The following is an 18192-nucleotide window of genomic DNA, read 5'->3' on the forward strand; positions in this document are numbered from 1 at the left end:
TCAAGCCTGTTGGCCTTGCTGCCGTTGACCGGTGCACTCAGGCGGGGGGCGCAACATGGCGGGCAAGGTCGAGGATCTCACCGTCCTCGTAGTCGAAAACCAGAGCAACATGCGCACGCAGCTGCGCAACATGCTGGCGATGTGCGGCATCACCAAGCTGCAGGCTGCGCAAAGCGCTGGCACCGCGATCCGCAAGCTGCGCGACGAGGTCTTCGACATCATCCTGTGCGAATACCACCTCGGCGAAGGCCAGGACGGGCAGCACTTCCTTGAGGACATCCGCAATCATCACCTGATTCCGCTCTCGACGCTGTTCATCATGGTCACCGGGGAGCGCAGCTATGAACGCGTGGTCGGCGCGGCAGAGCTGGCGCCCAATGACTACATCCTCAAACCCTTTGCGCCCGATCTGCTGCGCAACCGTCTGGAGCGCGCGCTGAACAAGCGCGAGGCCTTCATGCATGCCTGGCAATTGATCGAGGCCGGCAATGCAGCGGACGCCATCACCGCCTGCGAAGAAGGCGAGCTGAAATACCCGGCCTACGCGATCGACTTCCTGCGCCTGCGTGCGGAGCTGCTCGCAAATACCGGCCGTGCCGAGGATGCTCAAGCGGTCTACGAAAAGGTGCTGGAACGCAGAGCCGTGCCGTGGGCCAAGCTGGGCCTCGCCAAAGCGCTTCATATGCGCAAGCGTTACGACGAGGCAGAGCAAGTACTGATCGGCCTGCTGAACGAGAGCGAGCAGTATCTCGACGCCTGGGATTGGCTGGCAAAGACACGCGAGGCCGTTGGCGCCCTTGCAGAAGCGCGCGCCGCGCTGGAGAAAGCATCCGAACTCTCCCCGCACACGCTTCGCCGCATGCGGCGGATTGGCGAGGTGGCGCTGGAGCTCGGTGACCTCGAAACCGCCGAGCGAACACTTAACGAAGTAGTGCGAAAGGGCAAATATTCCGATTTCCGCGACCCAGAGGACCACGTCAAGCTCGTAAAGGCTCAACTGGGCGTCGGTGCGCCAGACCGTGCCACCGCGACGATGCGCGATCTTGAGAAGTCGATGCAAGGCTTGCCGAAAACCGAACTCTGCAAAGCGCTCTCGTCCGCGATGGTGTTCGCCCAGCAGGGCGACACTGCCAAGGCCAGCGAGGCCGCGGAACGGGCGGTCAACCTGCTTGACCCGCGCCTCGGCGCCACTTCGTCGCTCAAGAAGGACCTCGCCAAAGTCTGTATCGAACAGAAGCTCGACGCCCAAGCCGCCGACGTTGTGATGGACATCATGCGGAACGCCCCTGACGATGCGGCTGTCGATGGCGTGACGAAAATGCTTGGCGACCTCGGGCGATCGGAGCTCGGCAACCATCTGGCGCAGAAGATGAAGAGCGAAGTCCGCGACATGATGGGCGAAGGCGCGCGGATGGCGCAGCGCGGCGATTTCGAAGGGGCCGTCGAGCACATGCTGGAAGCGGTGCGGCGCATGCCGGGTAACACGATGGTCCTCTATAACGCCGCGCTCGCACTGCTCAAGTACATCGAGCACTGCGGTTGGGAGCCCCATCACGCCGAACAGGCTCGCGGCCTGATCGACAGGCTGCAAAAAGCCGACCCGGGCAACCCGAAACTCGGGGCGCTACACCTGTACTTCGACGGCCTCGTCAAACGCTTCGGCGTGCGCGGCGACAAACGCGCCTAGCGAGGTGCCCCGCGCCGGGGCCCTGCTACACTGCCGCCGCCACCACCAATTTTCGTTCCATGCTCCGTCGCCTGATTCAAACCCTCGCCATCACGGCAGCCTTGAGCATCGGCGTTGCCTGCCACGCTCGCGAAACCCCTGCGATCGGGGACATCAACGTCACCGCGTTACCACCCGAGGCCCAACAAACCCTGCGGCTCATCTCGCGCGGTGGCCCATTTCCATATCGCAAAGACGGCGTGGTCTTCCAGAATCGTGAGCGCCGCCTTCCCCCGCGCGAACGCGGCTGCTACCGCGAATACACCGTGCCAACGCCGGGTGAGAACGATCGTGGTGCTCGCCGCATTGTCACGAGCTGCGATGGCGGCAACTTCTACACCTCAGACCACTACCGCAGCTTCCGGAGAATCCGCCCATGACCCCCGCCCAGCCCAAACCGGTCCTGGCCGGCGTTTTTCGTTGCAGCGCAGAACAGGCGAGCGCGCTGAAGCGCGAGGCCGAGGCGCAGCGGTATCTCACCGCATCGATCGATTTACCGTCTCAGGTCACACCCGCAACATTGTTTGAAGGCTTCGCATCCGCACTGCGCTTCCCTGAATGGTTTGGCGCCAACTGGGACGCGCTGGCCGACTGTCTGACTGACCTCAGCTGGCTCGATGAGTCCGGCTATCTCATCACGCTGCGTGGCTACGGCCGCGCGTTTCCCGCCGGGAGCGCGGATGCGGAAATGCTTCAGGGCGTGCTCGAAGATGCCTGTGCGTACTGGCAAGACGAGGGCACTCCTTTCGGTGTGCTTGTCGAGGATGGCCCCGCTGCGCTGGCTGAGCTACCGACCCGATGACGTACAAGAAGCCCGTTTCGGTGCTGGTGGTGATTCACTCTCCAGCGCAGGAAATACTGCTGATCGAGCGTGCGGCGCACCCGGGCTACTGGCAATCCGTCACCGGCAGCCAAGAGGATGACGAACCCCTGCTTGTTACCGCGGCGCGCGAAGTATTTGAAGAGACAGGCATTCGTGCAGCGGCTGGAGCACTGACCGACTGGCACCTCAGCCAGCAATACGAGATCTTCCCGCAGTGGCGCCACCGTTATGCGCCGGGGGTCACCCACAACACCGAACATGTGTTCAGTCTGTGCGTGCCACGCGACACACCAATCACGCTTGCGCCAGACGAACACCGGGCATGGCGCTGGCTGCCGCGGCGCGAGGCCGCCGAGGCGTGCTTCTCATGGAGCAATCGCGACGCAATCCTAGCGCTGCCACAGCGAATCGCGGCAGCAAGCGGCTCGGTCTAAGCGCAACCCAAACAATTCCTCGCTACTCCCGCCCTGACAAAAACCCTTCCAGAACAAGGATCTGGCGCCACACCAGAGCTTTGACGAGAGGCAAATCGCGGCGTCCATCTCCTTGCACATGCGGCGACCGGCTCTAGATTCAGAGTAGGAACAAGGGCCGAATACGGCCCGGCATTCCTGAATCACAGCAACGGAGGACATCATGGCCAATCTGATTAGACATGATCCGCTGGACGACCTCTTCCGTGGCTTCTTCGTACGCCCGGTGGAGTTTGCCCAAGATACCGAAGCACCGAGCATCAAGCTCGACGTGAAGGAAGCGGCTGAGAACTTTACCGTCCATGCCGAATTGCCCGGCGTGAAGAAAGAGGACATCCATGTCCATATCGACGGTCCGATCGTGTCGATCGCCGCCGAACGCAAGGAAGAAAAAGAGATCAAGGAAGGCGAGAAAGTGCTGCGTACCGAACGTTACTTCGGCAAAGTCAGCCGCAGCTTCCAGCTCGGCACCGACATTGATGACGCTCGTGCGGTCGCCAAATTCAACGACGGTGTCCTTGAATTGACGCTGCCGAAAAAGGCCACGACGCAAGCGCGCCGCCTGACAATCAACTGATCCTTACAAACTCGTCCCCCGCGGCGGAAGGCTTAGGCCTTCCGCCGTTTTCGTTTGCGCTAAACTCGCGCAGTTATTTCCGTTTCCTGGAATCGCAATGTCCGACCTCGAATCCCTCGCGCCGGCGCTCAAGGCCAGCGTGCTCGCCGAAGCGCTCCCCTACATCAAGCGCTTCTTCGACAAGACCATCGTGATCAAGTACGGCGGCAACGCCATGACCGATGCGAACCTGAAAGACTGCTTTGCGCGCGACGTGGTGCTGCTCAAGCTGGTCGGCCTCAATCCGGTGGTTGTTCACGGCGGCGGCCCGCAGATTGATGACCTGCTCAAGCGCATCGGCAAGCAGGGTCAGTTCATTCAGGGCATGCGAGTTACCGACGAAGAGACCATGGACGTCGTTGAGATGGTGCTCGGCGGCCATGTAAACAAGGAAATCGTGAACCTGATCAACCGGCACGGCGGTAAGGCGGTTGGTCTGACGGGGCAAGATGGCAATTTCATCCGCGCCCGCAAGCTGCTGATGCCAAACAAGGACAAGCCGGAAGAGATGATCGACATCGGTCTCGTCGGTGAAATCACGTCGATCGACCCAAGCCTGATCAGTTTCCTCGACCAGGGGGACTTCATCCCGGTGATCGCGCCGATTGGCGTCGGCGAAGAGGGCGAGACGTACAACATCAATGCCGACGTCGTCGCCGGAAAACTGGCGGAGATCCTCAAGGCAGAGAAGCTGGTGCTGCTGACGAACACGCCCGGCGTGCTCGACAAGGATGGTCACCTGCTGACCGGCATCACGCCACGTGAGATCGACGAAATGGTCGCGGACGGCACGCTGTCCGGCGGCATGCTTCCAAAGATCCACTCGGCCCTGGAAGCCGCACGTAACGGCGTGCGTTCGGTTCACATCATCGATGGCCGTGTCGAACACTGCCTATTGCTTGAGATCCTGACCGACCATGGCGTCGGCACGATGATCAAGAGCCGGTGATCCGGCGCGTCTCGCTAGCGAGACGCCATCGAGAAAAACAAAGGGCCACGCAAAACGTGGCCCTTTGTTTATCGCCCGCTTGATGGCTAGGGCGTCTTCGGCGGTGCCGCGGCAGCGGGTGCTGACTGTGGCACTACGGGTTGCGACTGCAATGCTGCGGGCGCCGACTGCGTCGCGACCGGGGCAGACTGCTCGGCCGCAGGCGGTGGCATGTCGCGCCACGCCCCCGCACGCTTGAGCTTCTCCCGCAATCCCGGCAGCGGGTAGTTCAGCGCATAGGCCTTGTGTGCATAGCGCAGTGCGTCGTCATAGCGCTTCAGCTCAAAGTACGCCAAGCCGAGGTTGTAGTAAAGGTTCGGGTCTTCGGTCTCAGCTTTCTCCGCCTGCTGAAACAGATCCACCGCCTCCTGCTGCCGCCCGGTCTTGAGCTTGTAGATTCCCCACAGCATCTTGACCACCGCGTCGTCCGGTCGCCAGCGGGCTCCGCGCTCAAACCAGCAGTCAATGCTGTAGCGCGACCCCACGGGCTTCGTCTTCTTCTCTTTGAACGAGAGGTTCATCATCGCCAGCAACGCGCGATGATGGTTCGGGAACGCACGCAGCGTGTAGTCAATATCGTGCCCGGCGGTAGTCGAGGTCTTGCCTCTTACTAGGGCCTCAACTTCCGGCGTGAAGTGCGCCCCCTCGACAAGCTGGATATTGCTGTGCCCACCGTCACTGCCGACCGTCTTGCCGACTTCGCTACGGTAATCAAACGGACCAAAGGCATTCGCCAATTCGCCGCACATGAAACTCATGGACTCGTCCGCAAACGTAGCGCTCGCAGCCGTCACCATCGCAAAACAAAGCAGGGTTCGTATCAACTGAGCACACTCCAGTGAGAATTTCGGTTCTGGCGCAGGGCGGGCGCGACGGGTACCCGCACGGATCAGTCCGGGAAGTTGGCGCTCAACCAACCGCTCGTCGCGTTTTCCACCTCAGCGCGCCATGCGGCTGACGAAAACGTGTGATTCGCCGCTTCGATCGCATGGCGCGTGATCTGACATCGCGCGAGGCCTTTTGAAAGGTAACCGGACTCTGCGGCACGCAGGAACTCGGCTGCTGTGAAGTCGTTACCGGACGTAATCAGAAGGATAGGCTTTCCAAATCGCGCAAGGCTCACGCCGAGGCGGTCCGGCAGGCTGTTTGACGGTTCGGAATCGCTTACATTGCGCGCACGAGCGCTGCGCCAGTTCGCGACGAATTCACGCAGGCGCCCGAGCAGATCCATCTCTCCGCTGAGCAGCTTGCGCCAGAAATCTGCCGACATGAAGCGCTTGCCATAGTAATTTGAGACCAATGCTGCAGCTTCGCCCGCGGTCGTTCGCACCCAAGGGTTGAGCATCACCAGTCCACTGACCCCGGCATTCTCAGCTGCGTAGAACGCGGACGCGGTCGCGCCATCGCATAGCCCCCACAGCACAACACGCTTGATCGACGGCACGCGCATGCGCAACGACGCCACGGCAGCGCCGATGTCGTCCGCGACGCGCTCGAAATCACGTTGCTCGCCAGAGGAATCGCCCATTCCGCGATAGTCGAATCGCAAGCACGGTACGCCTGCCACCGCCAACGCGCGAGCAAGCAGTACAAACTGGCGGTGCGAGCCAACGCGTGTCTGCGGCCCGCCGACGACAATCACTACGCCGACGGACGCTGGTACCGGCGGCATCGCGAGGATCGCCGTCATCGGAGTGCCGTCGCAATCAATCAGAAACGCCTGTTCGATCACCCGGCCGCTCCGGAAGTTAGGCGGCCCAGCATCGAAACGAGCGCAGCGGGGAGCGCCGCAACCGTCTCGATTTCCTGAGTCTGCCAAAAAGCGGGCCCGACCAGCGCTTCCGTTTGAATATCGGCGCCTTTCGCACGCAATCTATCTATTGCGCGCGCAGCGGCTGGCGGCAGATCGCCCCCCGCGACACTACCAATCTCGATCCAGCCTAGCCGCGAGGCGCCACCAAACAGGTCGAACTCGGTCGCTTCCATGCCAGCCGCAAGCGCTGGCGACAAACCGTAGCCGGCAATCTCAACGGTTTCGCCGCGGTCGAGCCGCTCGCGAAGCCCGCGGGTGTCGATCCGCGCACTGGCATCCGCTCCCAGTTCGCCGGCAGCCCCGAGCCGCAAAAACTGCGTCAACGCCATCTTTCCCGAGATCACAGGATTGAGCAGCACAACGGCGTCGGCGGTCAGCCCGCGCTGGAGAGCTCCAGCAGCCAGGAGCGCCCCGAACCGAACGCCACACAACACTAAGGGCGTATTACCGGGCGCCGCCTCGCAGAAACGCACAACGTCAGCAAGCCAGGCATCCCAGTCCGCATCGGCGAAATCGCCCGCACTGTCGCCGGTCCCGAACACGTCGCCCAGCAGCACCTGCCAGCCAGACCCTGCAGCCGCGCGGGCACATTCGCTCAACATGCGCCGCGACTTGTTGGCCTCTTCTGCAAAGGGCTGCAGCAATATCAGACGCCCGACCGGTGCCGCGCGCGGGGAAAAGCTCAGGATGAAACGATCGCCACCCGGCCCCGGCAGAAAGCCGGGCTGGCCGACGATGGCAGACGACACGGTCACGACAGTTTCGCGTCGATCAACTTGGCGAGGCTCCCAAAACTGGCGAACGAGGTGCCATCAATCTCGTCGTCGTCGAAGACCAGCCCAAAACGCTCTTCGATCGCGCCGATCACGCCAACCACTGCCATCGAGTCGAGCTCGGGCAATGCCCCCAGCAAGGGCGTCGCGTCATCAAAGGCCGCAGCGCGGCCACCCAGACTCAGCAGCTCATCAAGAATGGCTGCAAGTTCCTTGCGAATATCCAAGAGATTCCCCAAAACCGTGAACAGGCAGGCGCCAAGGACTTAACGGCAACCCAGATTGCAAGGCCCGTATTATAGGGATCCGAGGGGTGTGCCCTCGTGACAAACTGCAAGCACAAACCTTCACGATGCCCGTACCGCTCCGCGCCCTACCCGTTCCCCGGCTTCCGGTACTCTCCTGGCGCTACTTTCTCGACCGGCGCGCCTGCCCGCTGCCGGCCGTCACCGACGCCGGGCCGGCACTGCCCACGACAAGCGGAAGAGCCGCGATTGCCATTGCGCTGAAGGCGCTGGGCTGTGGTCCAGGGCAACGCGTGTTGGTGCCCACCTACCACTGCCCCACGATGGTGGCCCCCATCGTTGCGCTGGGCGGGCAACCCGTTTTCTACCCGATCAACGCCGACGGCTGCGCGAAACTCGATGTGCTCGAGCAACTGTTGAAAGACGGCGCCACGGCAGTCATCGTCCCGCATTACTTCGGTTTGCCGCGGCCGATGCGTGCGATACGCGCGCTCTGTGATCGATACCGCGCCGCGTTGATCGAAGACTGCGCGCACGCGTTCTTCGGTCGGGTGGACGGGCGAGGCATCGGCGAATGGGGAGATTTCGCGATCGCGAGCCTGACGAAGTTCTTCCCGGTTACCGAAGGTGGCTGCCTGATCCAGCACCAGACCGAGGCACGCCGGGTGAGCCTGGGGCGTCGATCACACAGCGTAAACCTGAAAGTCGCGGTCGATGCGCTGGAACTGGGCGTAATGCATCATCGGCTCGCGGGGCTGAATGTGCTGCTTGGCGGACTTGTGCGCGCCAAGCATCGCCGCAAAGGCGAGCCCACTCAAGCCCACCTCACGCCGGTAGAACCGATCGACTTGCACACGGCGACCGCGCGCGCAGAAGCGGACTTCGCGGAACATGCGCTGCCATTCCGCAAGATCGCGGCGGTCGCCTGGCGCATCGTGAAAGCCGGCGGTACCGGTCGCATCGTCGCGAGGCGCCAGGCTAATTTCAACCGCCTCGCGGAGCAGCTCTCGCAGCTGAAAGGGGCTCGTCCTCTGGTCATGAAGGCGGGCGAAGACGCCGCGCCCTACGTGTTTCCGCTCTGGGTAGACGACCCCGAGCGGGTTTATCAAGCCGTGCGCCGAAGCGGGGTGCCGGTGTTTCGCTGGGACGATCGCTGGCCAGGTACGCCGGAACTGATCGACGACGCAGGCGGCGAATGGTCCCGCCACATATTCCAGATCGGCTGCCATCAGGACCTGAATAGCGCGGAACTTGCATGGATCGTTCAAACGCTCAAACAGATCATCGACGAAGGAGCTGCCCCGTGCGCAGGGTGCTGATGGTTGCGTATCACTTCCCGCCTTTGGCGGGGAGCAGCGGCATTCAGCGCACGCTGCGCTTCGTCCAGCAACTCCCGCAGCACGGCTGGGAGCCGATCGTGCTGACAGCAAATCCGCTCGCCTACGATCAGACCAGTAGCGATCTGCTGGGTGAGGTTCCGACGAGCACGCCGGTCCACCGCGCCTGGGCGCTGAACACTTCCAAGCACCTGGCGATTGGCGGACGCTACATTGCCAGCATGGCGCGGCCTGATCGTTGGGTGAGTTGGCGTCTTGCCGCGGTGCCACTCGGCATGCACCTGATCCGCAAGTATCGGCCGGATGTCATCTGGAGCACTTACCCAATCGCGACGGCGCATCTGATCGGTGCTCGGCTTGCGGCGCGCAGTGGCGTTCCTTGGGTCGCGGATTTCCGTGATCCGATGGCCCAATCGGGCTATCCGGCGGACCCGGAAACCTGGAAGCAATTCAAGCAGATCGAAACCGAAGCCGTCAGCCGTGCTGCGCACTCGGTCTTCACAACACCTGGCGCCGCGGACGAGTACCGACGTCGCTATCCGAATCACGCCGGCAAGATCGCGGTCATCGAGAATGGCTACGACGAGTCGAGTTTCAGCGCTGCAAGCAACACCAGCGCGGCGCTCGAACCCGGCAAGTTCACGCTGCTGCATAGCGGCATCGTCTATCCCTCAGAGCGCGATCCTCGACCACTGTTCGCCGCGCTCGGACGCTTGAAACGCGAGGGCGTGATGACCGCCGACCATTGGTCGATCCGCTTCCGCGCGTCCGACAATGACGCGATGCTTTCCGAACTTGCACACAAGCACGACATTACCGACCTGATCAAACTGCTCCCGCCAATCCGCTACCGCGAAGCGCTCAGCGAGATGCTATCGGCAGACGGCCTGCTGGTCATGCAAGGGCGAGGCTGCAACGCGCAGATCCCAGCCAAAGCGTACGAATACATCCGCGCGCGCAGACCAATCCTTGCGCTCGCAGACCCGGTGGGTGACACCGCGGGTCTGCTGCGCAACGCCGGCGTACAAACGCTGGCAGCCCTGGAGGACGAACACGCCGTCGAGGGGGCGCTTCGGCAGTTCAGCGAACTCTTGCGCAGTGGCAACGCAAGCGTCGCATCGGATATGGTGGCGCAATCGCACTCTCGCGAATCGCGCACCCTGGAACTCGCAAGGCTTTTCGACCAAATCGTCGGTTGATTTCCGCGCGCAAGTGATTTGTTCCTTGGCACTTCGAACAACGCGGCACTACGATCGCGGGCCTCGTAAAGGAGTCTTCGTCCATCATGACGATCGCATGGTCACTACAGCCAGCGAAAGCGTTTCCTGGCCTCTGCGCCGACTGGGACGAACTGGCGCAAAAGATCGGCGACCTGCCGTTTCTCGAATCGATCTTCTTGCATCCGCTGCTTGAAACCTTCGGCACGGGTAACGAACACATCGCGTTCGCGCGGCGAAACGATCAGATCATCGCCGCGGCGATCCTCGAACCCAAGGGGCTTGCTCAATGGCAAACCTTTCAGCCATCTCAGCTCCCGCTGGGCGCATGGATCGCCTTGCCCGGTGAGTCGCTCGAAGCCCTCACAAAGGCGCTCGTGCCATCATTGCCCGGACTGAGCCTGGGCCTCGGCATCACCCAACTGGACCCGTTGTTTTGTAAACGTCCCGATGGTGCGGCAAACCTGCGCTCGCTCGACTACATCGATACCGCATGGGTCGACGTAAAAGGCGACTTCTCCGACTATTGGAACCAACGCGGCAAGAACCTGCGCACCAACGTCAAAAAGCAGAAGACCAAGCTGGCGGCCGATGGGATTGAAGCGAAGCTCGATATCCTTACCCGGCCCGACGATGTCGCGGGTGCAATCGCGGAATACGGCCGGCTTGAAGCGAGTGGATGGAAGGCCGAGACCGGCACCGCTGTGTCGGAAGGCAATGCTCAGGTCCAGTTCTACAGCGCCATGATGGAGCGCTTCTGTGCCGCCGGCCGAGGACAGATCTGGCGCTATTGCTTCGGCGACGCAACGGTCGCCATGGATCTTTGCATCAGCGCCGGCAATACGTTGGTAATCCTCAAGACTGCCTTCGACGCAGCACACAAGGCCGTGTCACCCGCCACGCTTATGCATCACGATGCCTTCAACGCGGTCTTCGACGCAAAGCAGATCCGACGCATCGAATTCTATGGCCGCGTGATGGAGTGGCACACGCGCTGGACAACGGAGTCGCGCAAGCTCTTCCATGTGACCGCGTTCCGTTGGTCAACCCTGCACCGCCTTCGCGACTGGGTGGCTGCAAGGCGCAGCCAAGCAGTGGACGAGCCCCAAGCGGCGAGTGAATCTAATGCTTAGCGTGACGCCGCGCCCGCTGTCGTTGGGCCTCAAACTTCGCTGGCAGCTCTTCAACTTGATGTCGCGAATCGCAGAGCGTTCGCACGCGAAGACTGAAGCGCCCCCCGCACCGGAAGCGGCGAAACCGTCACTTTGGGTTTTCGTGTCAACGATTGGCGAGTTACACGCCACGGCGCCGTTCCTCAACGCCCTCATCGAACTCGCAACCGCTGATGGCCAAGAGATCGTTCTGTTGACCGACCGGGATGGCTACGCCGAGTCGTATCAGAGCCTCCACCCGTCGGCCCATGTCGTCCGCGTGACCGGTAGTCAGTTCCAGGCCGAGGCCCTGGCAGCAGCGTTCCGGCCAACCTTGTTCGTCATCGCAGAGATCCCCTGCTGGCCGTCCGATGCGCCATGCCGCCTACCCTTCGGCTTTCTATACGAAGCAAAACGCCTCGGCGCCGGCACCGCGCTCATAAATGGATGGCTCTACGGCTATCCCACCTCGTGCCGCGCCGACGCGATCGAACGAAGGCTATTCCAGCGAGAATGGCTACGCCTGATTGACGTCGTTTGCGCCCAGAATGAACGGGTTGCAAACACACTGCGTGGCGCAGGTGCAAACCTCGTCCACATCACCGGCAATATCAAGTTCGACGCACTCGAGACGCTACCGCGCGCCTTCGAGAACACCCGCAGCCCGCGCCTGCTGCAGTCGATTCAGTCATCAGGCCGCCCAACGGTGGTGGCAGGCTGCGTCACCGAGGCCGATGAGCGTGATCTGGTGCTTGCCGCGTTCGAGCCACTTGCCGTAGCCGTGCCGCGCGCCCTGCTCGTGCTGGCGCCGCGCCATCCGGAAAACCCGAATGTCATGCAGGCCTTGAGCGAACGACTGAACGCCAGCGGGCTACCCTTCGTACGTCGCGCGGAACACGGGGACCAGGCGCTCGATGATGACGTGAAAGTCCTCGTGCTCGACACGATGGGCGAGTTGCGCGACTTTTATGCGCTGGCCTCGATCGCCCACGTGGGCCGCGACCACAACATTCTCGAACCGCTCGCTTACGCCTGCCCTGTCAGCGTTCGGCCTGGCTGGAACAGCACCTACCCGAGTTTCCCGGTGTACGAAATGACGCGCGACGGCGGGTTGCTGATCGAATCCGACAACGCCGCAACGCTCGAAACGCTCTGGCAATCGCTGCTGACAGACAGCGGCCGGCGCAAGCAGCAAACCGACCGAATTCGCTCGTTGCTCGAACACGCACAGGGCGCCACGGAGCGTACTTGGTCGGCCATGCGTAGCGTCTTTCCGATCACTCGGGAGCGCGGATGACCACTGTTCGTCAGGCGCTCGGCCTGGCTGCAACGCAGCGCCTGCTAGCTTTTGCCATCAACCTCGTCACCACGATGACGATCGCTCGGTTGATCACGCCGGCCGAGAGTGGGATCTATTCGCTGGCAGTGGGGCTGGTTGCCATCGTTCAGATGTTCCGTGACTTCGGTGTCGGCGAGTACCTCGTCCAAGCACAAGAACTCACGGAAAAGACGATCCGCTCGGCTTTCGGCATGTCGTTGCTGCTGGCATGGACGCTCGGCGGACTACTGCTCGCAGCCGCAATTCCCGCCGCCCATTTCTACAAGGAACCGGTCGTCGCCAACGTCGTGCGCATTCTGTCGATCAACTTCTTCCTCGTGCCTTTCGGCTACATCACGCATGCGCTCCTGACTCGGGAGATGCGCTTCGGCACCATGTTGATCATCCAGACCAGCAGCGCCGTGGTCGGCTCCATCGCTGCAATTCTGTTGGCTTGGCATGGTTTTGGAGCCATCGGGCTTGCCTGGTCACTGGTCGCAGCCATGGTGGCCAACACACTGATGCTGCTAGCGGTGCGTCCAGCAAGCGTCGCTTTCAGGCCCGACTTTTCGGCGTGGCGAAAAATCGGCGGGTTTGGCCTCTACAAAACAAGCGGCATGCTATTGGAACAACTCGCGCGCCGAACGCCCGACTTCGCACTTTCTCGCTCGCTTGGATTCTCGGCCTCAGGGCTCTATAGCCGCGCAAACGGCCTTGCAGACACCTTTGGCGACTTCGTCGTTGGGACCGTGTATCGCGTCGCTTTGCCTCAGTTCGCAAAGATAAGGCATGAAGGTAAGCCGCTTGGGGCTACCTACATCGAAACGTATCGTATGTTTGCGTGCATCCCGCTGTCGTTTTTCAGTTTCATGGCGCTGTACGCAGAGCCGGTGATTCATGTCTTGTTCGGGCAGCAATGGCTCCCCGCAGCGCCGGCCATGTCATTGATTGCCATTGCAGGCTTGCTCTCAACCCCGACGATGCTTGCAGCCCCGGCTCTAACGGGATCCGGTGCGATTGATAAGCTGTTCCGGGCACAGCTTGTCGCAAACCCAGTGCAAATTGTCGCGATCAGCATCGCCGCGACGTTCAGCATCGAAGCCGTGGCGCTTTGCATGTGCGGAATGAGTGTCTTGCGTGTCGCGCTATATCACCGACAGATCAAAAGGGTTCACGACGTTTCGATGGCGTCGCTTCTGCGTGCGCTAGGGCCAAGCGTTCTCGTTGTTATCACCTCACTCGCTGCGCCTGCACTCTTCCTTGTTTGGGCTCGTTCCAAAGAGCTCCCCGCGTTCACGATCGCGATCGGCGGCGGCGTGCTTTTCGGTGCCTGCTGGCTCGCTAGTCTATATTCCATGAAGCATCCCTATCGCATGGAGCTGGGTCGGATGTACCGGCAGTTCCGCTCACGAGGTCCCTGAACACCTGATTGTGTCCAAACTGCATGCGCGCAGCGACGAAGACCCTTCTGTTGCTGAATACCGGCGTCGGTGAAAACCTCGGCGATCGCGCCATGCTGACCAACACCGTTCGGCAGTTGCGGCAGAAGCACCCTGATTGGCGCCTTCTTGTCTGCGCCCGCACGCCAGACTTTCTGGTGGCAGAGTTTCACCTCACGAAAGTCAGCTTCGTGGTCGACTGTTTGAGCCGCTGGAGCTTCCGCCGGCGGCCAACCAGAACCTCCGCGCGGCTTACTCGGTTCTTCCATGCAACACTCGGCACCGCCGAGTTCTTTCTCCTGACGCTCGTAGTCATGGCATGCCGAACGTTCCAGATCAGGCCCATCAGCCACATCATGGAAGCCGAGCTGCTCAACTCACTGCTGGATGCAGATGCCGTCTATTTCATAGGCGGCGGCTACCTCACGGACCAGGGAAAGCTGGAATGCCGCGCCTTATTGACCACCGCGCTGCTGGCTGCGTGGCTTAAGAAGCCGATCATCCTGAGTGGTCAAGGTCTCGGCCCTTATTCGACCTTTCTCACTCAATACCTGATGCGTCAGGTTGTTAAGAAGGCCGACATGGTTGGTTTGCGGGATGCGGGCGGCGGAATTCGTGTTCTATCAAGGCTCGGGGCACCCGTAAACCGCACAGAAATCGTCTGCGACGACGCGCTGACTCTGCCCCCGAGTAACACGCTGGCGCCCAGGCCAAGAACCATTGGCGTCCACTGGCGCGTTTCGCCGCACCAAGCGGACACAAGCCGTGTGCAGTTCATTCTTGAAGCGCTGCTCGACAGGCTCTCCGAAGAAGGCTGGACGATCTGGCTCTTCCAGTTTCATGAACGAGACAACTACGAAGCGCAGATCTACGAGCACTGGGTCGCGTCTCGACGCTGGCCAGGAGCGCGCATCGTTCGGGATCAAGACCCTAGAGTGCTTCGTGCTGAGATAGCGCGCTGCACGCTCGGAATTGGCATGGCCTACCATTTTTCAGTATTTGCCTTAGCTGCGGCAGTTCCGGTGCTGGGGCTCTGGCACAAGCCGTATTACCGCGACAAGATTGGGGGTCTCATGACCGCGTTTGGACACCCGGAGTGGGCGTTGGACGACCGGGTGATCTCGCCCGACTCGCTATACGAAACGCTGACCAAGATGGCCACGTCGGACTGCCGACCGGCTCTTGTGAAACGCGGAAGCGAATTGGCGGCCCTTCACGAAGACTGGCAAACCCGGGTCGACACTCGCCTGTCACAGATTTGAAGCGCTCGCGGCGTTGCCGGCGCGCAGTGTTGCCGTCGCGCCGTGCCAAGCCGCACAAGCGCCCCCACGCTCGCGCACTAGAATGAAGCCTTGTCTTCCGGGCTCCCCGCAGATCATGACGACATTGCTGCACCAACTCCCCTGCGTTTGGTCAGACCGCGCACCAGAAAGGCCCGCGCTCACGTTTTCCGGGCAGACGCTGCACTACGGCGAACTGGCCGAACAGATCGAGCGCTTCGCCCACGGCGTTCTGGCGCTAGGCCTGTCACGTGGCGAACGCGTCGCAATCTGGCTCGACAAACGGCCGGAGACGGTTGTCGCAAGCTTCGGTGCCACCGCGGCGGGCGGCGTCTTCGTACCGATCAATCCGCTGCTGAAGCCTGAGCAAGTCGCGTACATCCTCCGCGACTGTAACGTGCGGATTCTCGTCAGCTCGCCGGAACGCCTGGCCTTGCTCGACTCGGTCTTGTCCGACTGTCACGATCTGCGTCATCTGGTTTCTACCAGCACCTCACCAACGCTTGCCTCGCCGCAACCGGTCACGGCTTGGGAGGCATTGACGAATTCAGCTGCCCGAACGCCGCATCGCGTCATCGACAGTGACATGGCGGCGATTCTCTACACTTCGGGCAGCACCGGGCGGCCCAAGGGTGTCGTGCTATCGCACCGGAACATGGTCGCTGGCGCGAAGAGCGTTGCAAGCTATCTGCAAAACACTGCAGACGACACACTACTGGCCGCACTTCCGCTCTCCTTCGATGCAGGCTTCTCGCAGCTGACCACCGGCTTTGCGGTAGGCGCGCGCGTCGTGCTCCTCAACTACCTGCTCCCACGCGATGTCATCAAGGCGATGGAACGCGAGCAGGTTACCGGGCTGACAGCAGTCCCTCCGCTCTGGATTCAGCTCACGCAGGTCGAATGGCCAGACGCGATCCGAAGCCATTTGCGCTATTTCGCCAACACGGGTGGGCGCATGCCGCTCGAAACGCTCAAAGCGCTGCGCCAGCGCGTGCCGGAGGCCAAGCCCTTCCTGATGTACGGCCTTACCGAAGCCTTCCGCGCCACCTACCTTCCGCCCGAGGAGGTCGATCGCCGCCCGGACTCGATCGGCAAGTCGATTCCCAACTCCGAGGTCATGGTGCTGCGAGAAGACGGCACTCCTTGCGCGCCGCACGAACCCGGGGAACTGGTCCAACGTGGTGCGCTGGTTGCAATGGGTTACTGGAATGACGCCGAGAAGACGGCCGAACGCTTCCGGCCATTGCCGTCAGGCGTTGCCGGGCGTGAGAGTGGCATCGTGCTACCGGAGATCGCCGTATTTTCGGGCGACACCGTCCGAATGGACGAAGAGGGCTTTTTGTATTTCATTGGTCGCCGCGACGAGATGATCAAGACCTCGGGCTACCGCGTCAGCCCGACCGAAGTGGAAGAAGTCATCTACGGCACACAACTGGTCGGCGAGTGCGCAGCGTTTGGCGTCGAGCATCCGGCGCTGGGCCAGGCCATCGTACTCGTCGCGTGCGCACCCGCTGGTCGTACCCTTGATCAAGCTGCGCTGCAAACCGAATGCCGTGCACGACTGCCCGCGTGGCAAGTGCCGGCGCACATTGTGATCCGCGACGGCGCGCTGCCCCGCAACCCGAACGGCAAGATCGACCGCAAAGCGCTGTCCGCCGAATTTCAGACCTTTTTTCTAGACGCCACAAAATGAGCGAAACGCGAACCCCGCCGCGCCACGTCGAGATGAGCCAGTTTCCGCACGAAGGCGGCGAGCTACTGGTCGGTGGCATACCGTTGAGCCGACTTGCGGCACGCGTGGGGCGGACTCCCTTCTACGCGTACGATCGCGGCCTGCTTGCGGCGCGGGTCGATACGCTTCGCAGCACCCTGCCCACCGGCATCCAGCTTCACTATGCGATGAAGGCCAACCCCATGCCGGCGCTGGTGAGCTTCATGGCGCGGCTCGTCGATGGGCTTGACGTCGCGTCGGGACGCGAACTGCGCGTGGCACTCGATACCGGCATGGACCCGAGCGAGATCAGCTTCGCCGGGCCAGGCAAAAGCCTCGCGGAGCTGGAGCAGGCAGTGGCCAGCAACGTACTGCTGAACATCGAGTCGGCGCGCGAAGCTCGGCTTCTGAGCGATATCGGTGAGCGGACCGGCTGGGTTGCACGCGTCGCAGTGCGAGTGAATCCGGACTTTGAACTGAAGAGTTCCGGCATGAAGATGGGCGGCGGACCGAAGCAGTTCGGCGTCGATGCCGAGAGCGTGCCTGCGCTGCTCGCCGAGATCGGCCAACTGGGTCTGCAGTTCGAGGGCTTTCATCTTTACGCCGGGTCGCAGAACTTGCGCGCAGAGTCCATCGTCGAGGCGCAGCGCAAGAGTTTTGAACTCTGCGTGCGCCTCGCCGAGTCAGCCCCCTCCGAGGTCAAGAGCTTCAATCTCGGCGGCGGGTTCGGCATTCCGTACTTCCCGGGTGAGGGTCGTCTGGACCTGGCGCCGGTCGCCGACAACCTTGCACAGCTTCAGCAGGAAGCGGCCGCCAAGGCGCCAGGAGCTCGCCTTGTCATCGAACTCGGGCGCTACCTCGTCGGGGAGGCCGGCGTGTACGTCGCCCGCGTAGTCGAACGCAAGCTGTCGCGCGGCCATGTTTACCTCGTTACCGATGGCGGCATGCATCACCACCTGGCCGCATCAGGCAACTTCGGCCAAGTGATCCGCAAGAACTATCCGGTTGCGATCGGAAACCGCATGCGTGCGGGCGAAACTGAAAATGTATCGGTCGTTGGCCCGCTCTGCACGCCGCTGGACTTGCTGGCGGACAAAATGGACCTTCCGCCGGCGCAAGAGGGCGATCTGGTGGTCGTTTTCCAGTCCGGTGCCTACGGCTTCACGGCCAGCCCGCGCGACTTCCTATCTCACCCGCAGCCGCTTGAGGTGCTGGTATGACGGCCCGCCTCAACCGGCTGGTCTGCCGCTTCGATCCTACTCGGATCGACTCCAGTCGCGAC

At 62.0% G+C, this 18192-nt stretch carries 18 protein-coding genes; 14 read left to right on the forward strand and 4 right to left on the reverse strand.

What is annotated here, in order from left to right; translation table 11 throughout:
* Window positions 1–55: 55 nt before the first annotated feature.
* The 6 genes from HH302_RS19130 to argB all read left to right on the forward strand — a co-directional run bounded on the left by HH302_RS19130 (window position 56) and on the right by argB (window position 4587).
* A complete protein-coding gene (locus HH302_RS19130) occupies window positions 56–1687 on the forward strand; it encodes a tetratricopeptide repeat-containing response regulator (RefSeq protein WP_172204042.1) in 1632 nt (543 codons plus the stop codon).
* Between the two features lie 59 nt (window positions 1688–1746).
* Window positions 1747–2106 carry a ribonuclease domain-containing protein gene (locus tag HH302_RS19135; protein ID WP_172204044.1) on the forward strand — a complete coding sequence of 120 codons (360 nt, stop codon included), beginning with the start codon at window positions 1747–1749 and terminating at the stop codon, window positions 2104–2106.
* On the forward strand, window positions 2103–2528 hold the full coding sequence (locus HH302_RS19140; protein WP_172204046.1) for a barstar family protein: 426 nt from the start codon (window positions 2103–2105) through the stop codon (window positions 2526–2528). Before HH302_RS19135 ends, HH302_RS19140 begins: the two co-directional genes overlap by 4 nt.
* Window positions 2525–2983 carry a dihydroneopterin triphosphate diphosphatase gene (gene nudB, locus HH302_RS19145; RefSeq protein WP_172204048.1) on the forward strand — a complete coding sequence of 153 codons (459 nt, stop codon included), beginning with the start codon at window positions 2525–2527 and terminating at the stop codon, window positions 2981–2983. The genes HH302_RS19140 and nudB overlap by 4 nt, the downstream gene beginning before the upstream one ends.
* 202 nt (window positions 2984–3185) lie before the next feature.
* On the forward strand, window positions 3186–3599 hold the full coding sequence (locus tag HH302_RS19150; protein ID WP_172204050.1) for an Hsp20/alpha crystallin family protein: 414 nt from the start codon (window positions 3186–3188) through the stop codon (window positions 3597–3599).
* A 97-nt stretch (window positions 3600–3696) separates the two neighbouring features.
* Window positions 3697–4587 (forward strand): acetylglutamate kinase, encoded by an 891-nt coding sequence (gene argB / locus HH302_RS19155; RefSeq protein WP_172204052.1) that lies wholly within the window; start codon window positions 3697–3699, stop codon window positions 4585–4587.
* Window positions 4588–4673: 86 nt separating this feature from the next.
* Here argB and HH302_RS19160 read toward each other — a convergent pair whose 3' ends face one another.
* The 4 genes from HH302_RS19160 to HH302_RS19175 form a co-directional block, all read right to left on the reverse strand.
* Window positions 4674–5384, reverse strand: coding sequence for a tetratricopeptide repeat protein (locus HH302_RS19160; protein WP_172204054.1), 711 nt, complete (start codon window positions 5382–5384; stop codon window positions 4674–4676).
* 131 nt (window positions 5385–5515) lie between these two features.
* Window positions 5516–6358 (reverse strand): hydrolase 1, exosortase A system-associated, encoded by an 843-nt coding sequence (locus HH302_RS19165; protein ID WP_172204056.1) that lies wholly within the window; start codon window positions 6356–6358, stop codon window positions 5516–5518.
* A complete protein-coding gene (locus HH302_RS19170; RefSeq protein ID WP_172204058.1) occupies window positions 6355–7194 on the reverse strand; it encodes a hydrolase 2, exosortase A system-associated in 840 nt (279 codons plus the stop codon). The genes HH302_RS19165 and HH302_RS19170 overlap by 4 nt, the downstream gene beginning before the upstream one ends.
* Complete coding sequence (locus tag HH302_RS19175) at window positions 7191–7439, reverse strand: acyl carrier protein (RefSeq protein WP_172204060.1); 249 nt, start codon at window positions 7437–7439, stop codon at window positions 7191–7193. The genes HH302_RS19170 and HH302_RS19175 overlap by 4 nt, the downstream gene beginning before the upstream one ends.
* A gap of 125 nt (window positions 7440–7564) precedes the next feature.
* Between HH302_RS19175 and HH302_RS19180 the strand changes: the two genes are divergently transcribed.
* The 8 genes from HH302_RS19180 (at window position 7565) to HH302_RS19215 (ending at window position 18130) form a co-directional block, all read left to right on the forward strand.
* Window positions 7565–8776, forward strand: a complete 1212-nt coding sequence (locus HH302_RS19180; protein WP_172204062.1) for a DegT/DnrJ/EryC1/StrS family aminotransferase — start codon at window positions 7565–7567, stop codon at window positions 8774–8776.
* On the forward strand, window positions 8761–9993 hold the full coding sequence (locus HH302_RS19185; RefSeq protein ID WP_371814737.1) for a glycosyltransferase: 1233 nt from the start codon (window positions 8761–8763) through the stop codon (window positions 9991–9993). The genes HH302_RS19180 and HH302_RS19185 overlap by 16 nt, the downstream gene beginning before the upstream one ends.
* Before the next feature lie 86 nt (window positions 9994–10079).
* The gene (locus tag HH302_RS19190) at window positions 10080–11144 is read left to right on the forward strand and encodes a GNAT family N-acetyltransferase (RefSeq protein WP_172204064.1); all 1065 of its coding nucleotides are present in this window, start codon (window positions 10080–10082) and stop codon (window positions 11142–11144) included.
* On the forward strand, window positions 11137–12459 hold the full coding sequence (locus HH302_RS19195; RefSeq protein WP_253946235.1) for a 3-deoxy-D-manno-octulosonic acid transferase: 1323 nt from the start codon (window positions 11137–11139) through the stop codon (window positions 12457–12459). Before HH302_RS19190 ends, HH302_RS19195 begins: the two co-directional genes overlap by 8 nt.
* Complete coding sequence (locus tag HH302_RS19200) at window positions 12456–13901, forward strand: lipopolysaccharide biosynthesis protein (RefSeq protein WP_172204068.1); 1446 nt, start codon at window positions 12456–12458, stop codon at window positions 13899–13901. Before HH302_RS19195 ends, HH302_RS19200 begins: the two co-directional genes overlap by 4 nt.
* Before the next feature lie 50 nt (window positions 13902–13951).
* Window positions 13952–15181, forward strand: a complete 1230-nt coding sequence (locus HH302_RS19205) for a polysaccharide pyruvyl transferase family protein (protein WP_172204070.1) — start codon at window positions 13952–13954, stop codon at window positions 15179–15181.
* 115 nt (window positions 15182–15296) lie between these two features.
* Window positions 15297–16892 carry an acyl-CoA ligase (AMP-forming), exosortase A system-associated gene (locus tag HH302_RS19210; RefSeq protein WP_172204072.1) on the forward strand — a complete coding sequence of 532 codons (1596 nt, stop codon included), beginning with the start codon at window positions 15297–15299 and terminating at the stop codon, window positions 16890–16892.
* Window positions 16889–18130, forward strand: a complete 1242-nt coding sequence (locus tag HH302_RS19215; protein WP_172204074.1) for a pyridoxal-dependent decarboxylase, exosortase A system-associated — start codon at window positions 16889–16891, stop codon at window positions 18128–18130. Before HH302_RS19210 ends, HH302_RS19215 begins: the two co-directional genes overlap by 4 nt.
* Window positions 18131–18192 lie beyond the last annotated feature (62 nt).

The organism is Niveibacterium sp. COAC-50, from assembly GCF_013184235.1.
Classification (GTDB): Bacteria; Pseudomonadota; Gammaproteobacteria; order Burkholderiales; family Rhodocyclaceae; genus Niveibacterium; species Niveibacterium microcysteis.

Excerpts from the sequence above, each read along its gene's own strand:
- HH302_RS19140 (WP_172204046.1), top strand. The coding sequence starts at position 2,103 with ATGACCCCCGCCCAGCCCAAACCGGTCCTGGCCGGCGTTTTTCGTTGC.
- HH302_RS19135 (WP_172204044.1), top strand. The coding sequence starts at position 1,747 with ATGCTCCGTCGCCTGATTCAAACCCTCGCCATCACGGCAGCCTTGAGC.
- HH302_RS19190 (WP_172204064.1), top strand. The coding sequence starts at position 10,080 with ATGACGATCGCATGGTCACTACAGCCAGCGAAAGCGTTTCCTGGCCTC.
- HH302_RS19180 (WP_172204062.1), top strand. The coding sequence starts at position 7,565 with ATGCCCGTACCGCTCCGCGCCCTACCCGTTCCCCGGCTTCCGGTACTC.
- HH302_RS19195 (WP_253946235.1), top strand. The coding sequence starts at position 11,137 with ATGCTTAGCGTGACGCCGCGCCCGCTGTCGTTGGGCCTCAAACTTCGC.
- HH302_RS19215 (WP_172204074.1), top strand. The coding sequence starts at position 16,889 with ATGAGCGAAACGCGAACCCCGCCGCGCCACGTCGAGATGAGCCAGTTT.
- HH302_RS19160 (WP_172204054.1), bottom strand. The coding sequence starts at position 5,384 with ATGAGTTTCATGTGCGGCGAATTGGCGAATGCCTTTGGTCCGTTTGAT.
- HH302_RS19130 (WP_172204042.1), top strand. The coding sequence starts at position 56 with ATGGCGGGCAAGGTCGAGGATCTCACCGTCCTCGTAGTCGAAAACCAG.
- HH302_RS19150 (WP_172204050.1), top strand. The coding sequence starts at position 3,186 with ATGGCCAATCTGATTAGACATGATCCGCTGGACGACCTCTTCCGTGGC.
- HH302_RS19210 (WP_172204072.1), top strand. The coding sequence starts at position 15,297 with ATGACGACATTGCTGCACCAACTCCCCTGCGTTTGGTCAGACCGCGCA.
- nudB (WP_172204048.1), top strand. The coding sequence starts at position 2,525 with ATGACGTACAAGAAGCCCGTTTCGGTGCTGGTGGTGATTCACTCTCCA.
- HH302_RS19200 (WP_172204068.1), top strand. The coding sequence starts at position 12,456 with ATGACCACTGTTCGTCAGGCGCTCGGCCTGGCTGCAACGCAGCGCCTG.
- argB (WP_172204052.1), top strand. The coding sequence starts at position 3,697 with ATGTCCGACCTCGAATCCCTCGCGCCGGCGCTCAAGGCCAGCGTGCTC.